This window comes from Amycolatopsis sp. (genome assembly GCF_035276945.1).
GTDB lineage: Bacteria > Actinomycetota > Actinomycetes > Mycobacteriales > Pseudonocardiaceae > Amycolatopsis_E.
This window is the reverse complement of the sequence record NZ_DATELF010000121.1, coordinates 19,577-27,596: the sequence shown is the minus strand read 5'-3', so window position 1 is coordinate 27,596 and position 8,020 is coordinate 19,577. Positions and strand designations below refer to the sequence as shown.

The window sequence follows — 8,020 nt, the reverse complement described above, 5'->3', positions numbered from 1 at the left end:
CCGACTCTGCTCATGCGATACCTTCTTCACCACAAGGGCCTTTCTGACTGGGCTGCGTTGGCGCGCAAAACCCAGGCAGCATAAGGCCCTTGACCTATCTACGGGCAGATCTACCGCACGACACGCTTACTGAAGGCCTAGCCGCGACCCGTTGTTGTGGCCTGCCCCAGTTGTTGGGGCAGGCCGCCGAGGGCGAGCCGGAGACCCAGCGGAGGAAGTCCGCGGAGTCGCCCTGCCAGTACGTCCAGACGTGGGCGCCTGGACCGGAGCAGTACCGGTTGACTACTCCCGACACCGCGAGTTGCAGATGCATCCCGTCGGCCTGAGCCTTCGCGAGTGTTTCGAAGAAGTCGAACCCGGTCTGGTCGAAGCCGGTTCCCGCGTACAACGCGATCCTGATACCACGCTGGCGGTACACGTTCACCAGGGTGACGGGGTTTCGGGTCGGCCAGGTCAGGTAGGGGCCGAAAACACTCTCGGGGCCTCGCGCCAGGAAACCGGGCACGGACTTCTGGTCGTTGGTGATGGCGGTGCCGTACACCAGGGACACGAACGCACCGACGACGTTCATCGTCGAGGACCGCATGATGTCGAGGTCGCCGGAAAAATTGCCCGTGGCGGAGAAGAGCTCGGGGTGCCGCGCGGTGTCGCTGAGCGCGCCGCACGCGCCCATCAAAATCCCGGCGATCGTCCGGTCGTCCCGATCAGCCAGGATGCGGAAGTTCTCGTCGATCCACGGCAGCAACTGTCCGATGTGGAACGTCTCCCAACCCGGGCGGCGCCCGCCGTCGTCCGGCAAGGCCCAGCCGGCGAAAAAAGCCGGCCTTCCGCCTCGGGCATCACCACGATCCCCGAATACCCGCTCTGGTCGACGATATCGGCGACGTCACCTTCCTCCAGCCACGATCCGGCGTTGTCGACGACACTGCCGCCGCCATGCATCAGGTACAGCGTCGGATAGCGTCGCGTGGAATTGCGGTAGCCCGCCGAAAGGTAGATCTTGAGGTGCATGGGCTGGAAGATCTCTTCGGTCGAGACCACCACGTCGAGCAGTCGTTCGTTGACCTCGGTCATTCCGACCAAGGTCAGTCCGTGGGAGTTCGGCGTGGGAGGACTCGTCGCCAGCGTCGCCACCGGCATCGCCCCGCAATCCACAAGTATCACCGTCGCCGCCACCATGGCCCGGAACATCGTCGCTCCCCCTTGAGCTGTGAGCTCGGTGATTACCGCTCACGCTACGGCCGCCGCCGGGATCGGCCATTGCTACGTTCGGGCGAATCCCTGCCCACTGTCCGGCAGAGGAAACCGCGGGGCATTTTGCGCGCGAAAAGCGGTTGAGTGTTCCTTTTCCGGCATCTGCGCGGCGGCAGCGGAATCACGATTTCCCGACCGGGAAGGTGGACTGCCGGTGTCGCACCGGGGCGGCAATCGGCGCACGACCGCAGCCACGACCGAGACCGGCGCGGCCGGGGGGTGGCGACAGGGGTGGGGCCGGGCGGGCCCTCATTGTCGGACCCCACCCCTATGCTCGAACCCATGTTCGAGATTTCGGCCGAAGCCCCCGCCTCAGTCCGGACGTGGCAGCGGGTCGTTCCCGTAGAGGCGCCTGCTTTCGATCGAGCCGTCCCTCCGGCGGATCTTCAGCACGCTGGGCCGGTCGACCCTGGCCAGCCGCGCGGCCGCGGCGACCGCGTCGCGCTTCCGCGCATGATGGGAGACCACCAGGTCGCCGTTCAGCACGTCCCAGCTGCCCAGCATGGGAGAGACCCAGTACACCTTGCGCGCCATGGTCACGCCCCCTTCCTGTTGCCACGGTGTTGCAGTTGCGCAACATGTATCAGTAATGATACACCGGTGTGGCAGGGCTGGCACGTCTCGGCGAGGGTGAAACGATGAGTGGGCGGCTGGACACCGGGAAGCTCTACGCCACATTGGACGCGGAGCGGGCCGCGAACGGACTGTCGTGGCGGCAACTCGCCGCCGAAGCAGGGGTGAGCAATTCACTGCTCAGCCGGATGGGCAACGGGCACCGGCCCGACCTCGACGGCTTCATCGCCCTGGTGCAATGGCTCGGCATGCCCGCCGAGACGTTCATGGTGTGGCCGGAGGACTGCCCGGGCAGGCGGCGCAAGCTGTCCCTGGAGGCACAGATCGCGCCACTGTTGCGAGCGCAGGACGAACTCGCCGAAGACGATCGGCAACATCTCATCGACGTGGTCAACATGACGATCCGTCACTTCAGAGCCAAGAAAAGGGGAGGTTGAGGTGGCCCTGCGACGCGGCTTCCGCAAGGAGGCGCGGGAGATCACTCGTGAAGTACGCGCGGAACTGGGGATCGACGCCTTCGCGGCGATGGACCCGTACGCGCTGGCCAAGCTCTACGGCATCGAGGTCGTGGACCTGTCGAATCCGTGCCTGCCGGCGGAGTCGGTGCGGCACTTCACCGAGGAACGGCCGCACGTGTTCTCGGGTGCGCTCGTCCCGTTGCAGCCCAGTGGCGCGCTCATCATCGAAAATCACGTACACCATCCGGTGCGGCGCCGCTCCACCATCGCGCACGAGATGGCGCACGTGCTGCTGGAACACCCGTTCGGTCTCACCCTGACCGACGAGAACGGATGCCGGGCGGGCGTGGCCGAGATCGAGGAGGAGGCCGCGGAACTGTCCGGCGAACTGTTGATTCCCAGCGACGCGGCCCGGGCCGCCGCCTTCAAGGGCTGGTCGGATCGTTCGGTGGCCGGTTATTTCCGTGTCAGCCTGCCAATGGCGCGATGGCGGATGAACGTGACGGGGGCACGGAAGATCGCCGCCCGCAGCTGGCACCGGTGGGCAAGGGAGCATGCCGTTTCGGCGCTGACGGCGGGTTGAGAGTGGTTCGCCGCTTGGGGAACCGGCCCGCCGAGTCGGCCGAGGCCGGTCCCCCAAGACGAGCCCTGACATCGCGCGGGGCCCGTGCGCGCGGCAGGCGAGTATGGCGCGAGCTGGGCGGGCTGACGGACGGCCTATTGCGCGGCGTTCGCTGAACCGGGACCCACGGGACCCATAAAACGGGCTGGCGAATGCCACCCGACGACCGATTCTCAGGTAGGTGACGCAACGCGAGCGAAGGCCTACGCGGGCCAGCCACCTTCCGACCGACCAGGGAGGCGACAGGCAGTCAACTGGGAGCGCACCGGCAGTCGGCCAGCGCGCCACACCAGCAGCCAACCGGGGAACCACACCGGCACGCCGCAGCCGCACCACCAACCGGCGAACCACACCGGCACGCCGCAGCCGCGCCACCAACCGGCGAACCACACCGCCACGCCCCAGCCGGGCAGTCGACGGGCGAGCCGCACCGGCAGTTAGCTGGCGATCCCAGGCATGCAGGTGGTCAGGCGAGCGGGGCCTCGCCGCCGAACAGTTCGGTCGCCGCACGGACACGGAGGCGTTCGTACCGGGTGATCTGCCCGCGGCCGCGGGCGATCAAGTCGTCCAGCGAGCTCTTGTCGAGCCTCGGGTCGAGGATGGCCCGCGCGCGGAGCGTGCGCCATCCCGCGACCTTTCCCTCGACGGCGAGCCGCATCGCCTCGAGTTCCATGACGCGGCTCAGGGGCGAGCGCGCGACGACGCGCCCGTTGAGTTTGAAACGAGCGAGCTTTTCGGCCCCCCGGCCCAGCAGGACTCCGATCGGCCGGACGGGCTCCCCCAGGGTCGCCATGATCTTGCGCAGCTCTTCCCGGTCGGCTTCGATCTCCTCCGCGAGCCGCTCGAGCTTGCCGTTACCCGCCCACTCGCCTTCGTTCCGGGCCAGCCGTCTGGCCAGCTCGACGCCCGCCATCGCCCCAGTCAGATGGTCGTTCAGGTAGATCCCGAGGAGAGTGCGACGCATACCTCAGTCAATACCCGTCGCACCCGAAAATCAATCGCTCCCGGCCAGCGCGACGGCCTTGGCGAGCGGCTTACCGAGCCGCTCGGCTTCCGCCAAGGTGAGGACGAACCGGCCACCCTCCTGGGCCGCTTCGAGCTGAACTCGCGGTTCCCGCGCGCGATAGCCTTGTTCGAGACGAACGTCCAGTGCGCACGGTTCATAGTGCACGCCGCCGGCCTCGCTTCCGAACCCGGCACGACAGGGATCCATTGTGGACAATTTTGTTCGCGCCAACTGTTCCTATTGTCACGTAATCGTTTGAGCTTTACCGCGCAGACAGTCGATCATGGTGTGACCAGCGGAAGCTTGCCTGCGACGGTGTAAACCCGCTTCCATTACACGACACTATGTCACCGGTCGTCGATGAAGTCATCGTCCTCATGCACGCCGTCGCACCAGGACGGAACACGGCTCGAGCAGCCAGAACGGGGTGGGATGGTTTCCCGGGAACTACGCGCCATGGTGAATCGACTTTCGTGTGCTAAACGGTTGGTTTCGGCGGTAATCACGCTCTCGCGTCCATGCCCGGCTCGGCCCCACGCAGCACAGCCGGTAGTTCACCTGTTCGATAGGCTACCAGCCACCCGCCCACGAGGCAAGGCCCCCGCGCCTGGCCGAATTCGGTCAGGATGCCGCCGCAGTTGCAGCCCGATCAGCAGGAGTGAGGACGGCGGTTGACTGGTCCATACCACAGATTCTACCGAAGACACGGTCACCAGGTCGAGCGGCCCGGGTACCGACCTCCGCCAAGGGCTTTGTGAACCAGGTTGCTCAGCCCCACAGGCCGGCGAAGCCTCGGTCGGCGAGCGCCCAGCGCGTTCGCTTGACCAGTTCAGGTCTCACCGCACCGGCATCGAGCAGCCGGAAGAAGACCGTGGCGCTGGACAGGACGCCCCCGGCCAGGTCCAGGAGATCCAGCTCGACGAGCCTCGTCCACGACTCGAGTGCCGTCGTCGGCTCCGCCCTGGCGAAGTCGGCGTCGATCAGGGAATCCAGCTTCACGACAAGGTTGCGGTCGCGGTGCGGATCCTTGCCGAGCGCGGTGAGGACGCACCGCGCGATTTCGGCCCGGACACCGCGCAGCGGGAGCAGGGTGCTCGACACGTCGTCGATCACCGCGGCCGACGCGTTTTCGTCCACCGCCAGCCGCTCGAGCAGGAGTTTGGCGTACCTGTTCCGCTTCTCTTCCTGCCACGGCAAGCGGTCCAGGGCCGCGACGTCGGCACATCGCCGGTAGGCCTCCGCCGCCTGCTCGGTCCGGCCGCCCTCGAGCGGCAGGAAAACGGTCCGCATCAACAGGTTCGCCGCCGAGTGCAACTGGACGTCCGGCCAGCGCAGCAGGGAGTTCACCGAGTCCGGCAGGGCCGAGGTGAGGGGCTCGAGCAGATGCTGGACCAGTGCGTCGACCTTGGCCACGGAGAAATGTGCCCGCCTGGCGAGGCTGTTCGGGTGCTGATCCGGTTGCACGAGAACGGCCGGCTCACCGGAAAGGTCCTTCCGGCTGACATCGAAGATCCAGTCAAGGTCCACGTCCGGGGTGACGAAGGAGCCGTCGTCCAGGGTCAGCACCAGGTCCTGACCATGCTCGTCCCCGACCAGCCGCAGCGCTACCGACTCGACCAGGCCCACGAACTCCATGCGGCTCATCTGCGACCGCCACAGCAGCACGTGCCGGTACCAGGGCGTGATCGGATCCCACGCACCGAACAGTTCGCTCGCCCGGACCTCACCCTTCGCGATGACCGCCAGGACCAGCAGGTTCGCGCTGTAGGTGGAATGCCTGGTCGGCGTCGGCATCGGCCGCGGCTCATAGTCGAGGCGTCCGCGATCTCCCCGCCCGTCCCAGGCCAGCGGACACAGCCGGACCAGCAAGGTGGCGAGCGACAGCCGTTCGCTTTCGGTCGCGAGATCGCTCAATTCGGCGAGAAAACCGATGATCGACGGGTGTGAGGACAGCGGCGTGAACGACAACAACGCGAACAACAAGGCGTCATCCCGGGCGCCGGCACCCAGCATGCTCAGCTCCGTGGCCGACTGGCGCGCGACCATGCCGGCGAGCACCTGCCAGGACAACCGTGCCACCAGGAACTCACCGAAGGTCGCATGCAGGAATTCGTAGGTATGGAGCCGGCGATCTCCCCACACCGTCCGCGACTCCTGGATGAAGAAGAACTGGCCGATGACCAGTTCCGCCGCCCCGAGCGGAGCGTAGAAGTCCTGTCCCTCGCTCCTCTTCCACCGGCTGCCCAGCAGCGCGCTCAGGTCGCGTTCGAGGTCCGACTCGGTCACCCACTGGCTGTTCCGGTTGAACATCGCGAAGGCGACCACGGAGAGACGGCGAAGTTCCTCCTCCACCGCACGATCCATGCCATCGGCCGAGTAGCCCTCGCCGACCTTGGCCACTTCGCGCCGGGCGAACCGCACCAGCAGCCGCTCGTACAGGTCGGCGCGGCTGAACCCGGTCGCGCCGTCACGGCCGTTGGAGAGAACATTGCTGTCCGCGTCATACAGCGCCAACATGAGTAGCAGCAACGGCTGTTCGGCCAGTTCACGGTAAAGCAGCGCGACATCGGGGCGCAGCGCGGTCAAGCCCCGTTCACGGAAGTAGCGCGCATTGGTGTCCCGCCACACCTCCAGCCAGGCGGTCACCTGCTCGGTATGGAACGGTTCCAGCCGGACCGCCACCGTGTCGTCCGGAATGCGCGCCCGATCCGCGACCGTGATCCGGCTGGTCACCATGGCGGACACCGGGCGCCCCTGATCCGCTTCGCGATGCTGGAAGGCGCGCACCCGCATCAGGTAGTCGGTCTGGCTCACCCCGGTGGCCTGCAACATTTCGTCGAAACCGTCCAGCAGCACGACGGGCAACGCGTCTCCGGCGGACCTCGCCAGCGCAGGCCACTCGAGCCGCTCTCCGGTGGTCCGGCGAATGGCCTGCTCGATCTGGTCCTGCACATCCATGTCCGCCTGGGTTTCGCGGAGGACCACCCGCACCACGAGAAAGTCGCTGGGCGGCAGGCGCGCGGCGAGGACACGGGTGAGGACGGACTTTCCCGAACCTGGTTGCCCCAGGACGAGCAGCGGCGCCTGGGTGGCCTGCGGCGAGGTCAGGTAGCCCGCGAGGAAGTTGTTCAGATCGTCGCGCACGGGCACGTCCCGCCACCATGACTCACGGCTCGGTGCCGCACCGGGCGGCACGTCCGCCACCCGGAAGAACGGATCGAGATAGGCCTCGCGAAGCGTCGGTATCCGGATGTTTTCGGGCACGTCCCCCGGCTCGATGACCGGGCGGTCCAAGGCGGCCTGGTAGGCACGGGTCAACCCGGCGCGGCGTTCGTTGGGAACGGTACCGATCGAGGCCTCGCGGAGCAGGTGCTCCAACTCGGCCAGGGCGATGCGCAGCCGGCGAACCTCGTACCGGGTCGCCTGATGCTCCTTCAGGTTCGCCCAGTGCCCCACTTCCGGAAAGTCGGCGGCCAGGCTACGCAGAAGCCGCTCGTAACCCTCGGTCGCGGACGCGGGCACCGAGGCAACCGCCCGCTCGAACCGGTACCGCTGGGTGTCGTCCAGCCGGTCCCACGCCGCAAGCCCCCTGATGAACTGGATCAGGCGAGCCGACAACTCCTCGTAGAACGACCGGAGAGCGCGCACCGTCACCTCGTGCGGGCTCTGCGGCGTCGGCAAGGGCATGGGCGTGCCCAGCAACTCCCGGATCAGTTCGGCGGCCCGCGCGCCCGGCGGCGCCCGGTCGGTCACCAGCGCCACCTGCTCGGCCTTCGTCAAGGCGAGATCCCCGAAGGGCAGCGGCAACTCGGCAGCTTCGATCGCTTCGAAGTACGACGTGATCACGATGACGGAATGCGCGGCGTGCAGCCGCTGGGTCCGGTCGAAGCGGCTCAGGCCGTTCCGGCGTTCGCTCAGGGTGGCCACCAGGGCCTGACCCAGCTGGACGAACTTGGCGCTGAGCCCGAAACAGCCGAGGATGTTGGGCACACCGACGGTGGCGCCGAGCAGCGCTCCCCCGGTCGAGTTGTCCAGCGTTTCCAACAGCTTTCCACCGGTTCCACCGAGCAGGCGAACCGCGTCCGCGTAGCTGAAGGTCTTCGTCAT

At 67.1% G+C, this 8,020-nt stretch carries 7 protein-coding genes; 2 read left to right on the top strand and 5 right to left on the bottom strand.

Translation table 11 applies throughout. The annotated features are described in order from the left end of the window. Nucleotides 1-94 precede the first annotated feature (94 nt). Nucleotides 95-799 (bottom strand): alpha/beta hydrolase-fold protein, encoded by a 705-nt coding sequence (locus tag VJT49_RS22135; protein WP_324166805.1) that lies wholly within the window; start codon nucleotides 797-799, stop codon nucleotides 95-97. 767 nt (nucleotides 800-1,566) lie between these two features. Continuing rightward, nucleotides 1,567-1,788 (bottom strand): DUF2188 domain-containing protein, encoded by a 222-nt coding sequence (locus VJT49_RS22130; protein ID WP_324166806.1) that lies wholly within the window; start codon nucleotides 1,786-1,788, stop codon nucleotides 1,567-1,569. Nucleotides 1,789-1,892: 104 nt separating this feature from the next. On the opposite strand from VJT49_RS22130, the gene VJT49_RS22125 reads away from it, so the two are divergent. Then, complete coding sequence (locus tag VJT49_RS22125) at nucleotides 1,893-2,264, top strand: helix-turn-helix transcriptional regulator (protein ID WP_324166804.1); 372 nt, start codon at nucleotides 1,893-1,895, stop codon at nucleotides 2,262-2,264. 1 nt (nucleotide 2,265) lies between these two features. Beyond that, nucleotides 2,266-2,868, top strand: coding sequence for an ImmA/IrrE family metallo-endopeptidase (locus VJT49_RS22120; protein WP_324166803.1), 603 nt, complete (start codon nucleotides 2,266-2,268; stop codon nucleotides 2,866-2,868). A gap of 505 nt (nucleotides 2,869-3,373) precedes the next feature. On the opposite strand, the gene VJT49_RS22115 is transcribed toward VJT49_RS22120, so the two are convergent. The 3 genes from VJT49_RS22115 to VJT49_RS22105 all read right to left on the bottom strand — a co-directional run bounded on the left by VJT49_RS22115 (nucleotide 3,374) and on the right by VJT49_RS22105 (nucleotide 8,020). Then, on the bottom strand, nucleotides 3,374-3,871 hold the full coding sequence (locus VJT49_RS22115) for a hypothetical protein (RefSeq protein WP_324166802.1): 498 nt from the start codon (nucleotides 3,869-3,871) through the stop codon (nucleotides 3,374-3,376). A gap of 30 nt (nucleotides 3,872-3,901) precedes the next feature. Next, nucleotides 3,902-4,120 (bottom strand): hypothetical protein, encoded by a 219-nt coding sequence (locus VJT49_RS22110; RefSeq protein WP_324166801.1) that lies wholly within the window; start codon nucleotides 4,118-4,120, stop codon nucleotides 3,902-3,904. A 561-nt stretch (nucleotides 4,121-4,681) separates the two neighbouring features. Further along, complete coding sequence (locus tag VJT49_RS22105) at nucleotides 4,682-8,020, bottom strand: hypothetical protein (protein WP_324166800.1); 3,339 nt, start codon at nucleotides 8,018-8,020, stop codon at nucleotides 4,682-4,684.

Coding starts and splice junctions, on each gene's coding strand:
- VJT49_RS22130 (WP_324166806.1), bottom strand. CDS start 1,788: ATGGCGCGCAAGGTGTACTGGGTCTCTCCCATGCTGGGCAGCTGGGAC.
- VJT49_RS22125 (WP_324166804.1), top strand. CDS start 1,893: ATGAGTGGGCGGCTGGACACCGGGAAGCTCTACGCCACATTGGACGCG.
- VJT49_RS22115 (WP_324166802.1), bottom strand. CDS start 3,871: ATGCGTCGCACTCTCCTCGGGATCTACCTGAACGACCATCTGACTGGG.
- VJT49_RS22110 (WP_324166801.1), bottom strand. CDS start 4,120: ATGGATCCCTGTCGTGCCGGGTTCGGAAGCGAGGCCGGCGGCGTGCAC.
- VJT49_RS22105 (WP_324166800.1), bottom strand. CDS start 8,020: ATGACGAAGACCTTCAGCTACGCGGACGCGGTTCGCCTGCTCGGTGGA.